The sequence below is a fragment of the Aestuariivirga sp. genome (assembly GCF_046093005.1).
Classification (GTDB): domain Bacteria; phylum Pseudomonadota; class Alphaproteobacteria; order Rhizobiales; family Aestuariivirgaceae; genus Aestuariivirga.
Map to the genome: position 1 here is coordinate 1 of NZ_JBJTER010000003.1, position 1,561 is coordinate 1,561.

A 1,561-nucleotide genomic window follows, 5' to 3' on the forward strand; every position below is an offset into this window, starting at 1 on the left:
GTCCGTCGTGCACCGCCCGCGCCATCGGAACCATGTACGGAGTGAGCCACGGATCCCTCGGGCCCGGCAGGCCAGAGGTCTCAGGATATACTCGATGAAGCCGCGCCCACTCGTCAGGCGGCAGCTTCGGCGCCGGACGGAGGATGGCTTCAGCCAGCCTCCAGGCCTTCAGCCTTTTCTGCGGCTCGCTGGGAAAGGCGCGAGAGGACACCATCGATCTCTGTTTCAACCTTCTGGCGCTCGGCCACGATGCGGGTCAGCCGCGCCGGGAGGCCCGCAAGCTCCGAGCGCATCAGGCCGGCCAGCTCCGCCATGTCGTTCAGCGCGTCCTCGACCGGAATCAGCTCCCGTGAACGCTCCGCTATGCGCAGTTCGATCTCGAGCGCCCGGGCATCGCGCACCCGGCTGTCGGCGGCCGACTTGGCGGAGCGGCGCTCATCGTCCTTGAGGTACCTCAGATACCCTTGCACAGCACCCACGAGTTGCACGAATCCGCGCTTCTCCGGTCTGGGGATGAAGCCCTGCTTCACCAGCTGCCGGATGCGCTCTTCCGAGATCATCAGCAGCCGCGCGGCCTGGCCGATGGGAATGAGACCCGCATGTTCAGCCATTGACCGCGGACCCCGCCAGAATGATCAGGAACAATAGGATTACAACGCTATTCCGCTTGTCTTCCGCCGGAATGGAAGCATGTATGGCTCCAACAACGGAGGCATATGATGCGCAGACCGGCGCGGGACACCAGAAAGGCGATCGACGTCTTCATCGCGAGGAAGGCCGAGATCGACGCGATGCTTGCGAGGATCTCGAAGCTCAGCGAGGACCACTTTGGCGCAGACCCAGACAAGGTGAACTGGGGCGATGTCGGCACCCTCGAGGATTACGCCCGCCACCTCCGGCGCATCACGGATGCCGCCTTCCGGGAGGGCGAGCACGCCGAGTAGCCGCTCTGGCCCGCAACTGCTTCGCCCCGCCTCATGCGCGGGGCCCGGGGTCGTAGGAGCCGGAGATCATTCCGGTCCGCAAACCGCAAGGAGCGAACCCCATGACCAAACTCACCGACACACAGCGCGTCATCCTCAGCGCTGCCTCGCAGCGCACCGACCGCCTTGCCTTGCCACTCCCCAAGAGCCTGAAAGGTGGCGCGGCCCACAAGGTCATCAACGCGCTGATCGGGAAAGGTCTCCTGAAGGAGGTGAAGGCCAACCGCAAGCTGGGCGATCCCGTCTGGCGCGAGAACGAAGAGGGTCACGGCCTCACCCTGATCATCACCGACACGGGGTTTGCCGCCATCGGCATCGATGTTGAACCTCAGAAGACCAAGGTGCAGAAAGCAGAGCCGAAGCTCATCCCTACCGAGCGCAAGATCCGCGAGGGAACCAAGCAGGCACTGGTGATCGAGATGCTGCGCCGCCCAGAAGGAGCGAGCATCGCGGAGATCGTCGAGGCGACAAATGGGGCTCAGCATACGACCAGAGGCTTCTTGGCCGGGGCGTTGAAAAAGAAGCTTGGCCTCGCCATCGACTCCGAGAAGGAGGAGGCAAGAGGCAGAGTGTACCGT

3 protein-coding genes are annotated in these 1,561 nt (G+C 64.0%); 2 read left to right on the plus strand and 1 reads right to left on the minus strand.

Annotated elements, in window-relative coordinates:
* Positions 1 to 149: 149 nt before the first annotated feature.
* A complete protein-coding gene (locus ACKOED_RS00190) occupies positions 150 to 611 on the minus strand; it encodes a hypothetical protein (RefSeq protein ID WP_408914557.1) in 462 nt (153 codons plus the stop codon).
* A 105-nt stretch (positions 612 to 716) separates the two neighbouring features.
* Here ACKOED_RS00190 and ACKOED_RS00195 point away from each other — a divergent pair, with 105 nt between their 5' ends.
* Positions 717 to 944: a hypothetical protein gene (locus ACKOED_RS00195; protein WP_408914558.1), complete on the plus strand. Its 228-nt coding sequence runs from the start codon at positions 717 to 719 to the stop codon at positions 942 to 944.
* A gap of 101 nt (positions 945 to 1,045) precedes the next feature.
* Positions 1,046 to 1,561 (plus strand): DUF3489 domain-containing protein (locus ACKOED_RS00200; RefSeq protein ID WP_408914559.1); only part of this gene is annotated, 516 nt, incomplete at its 3' end.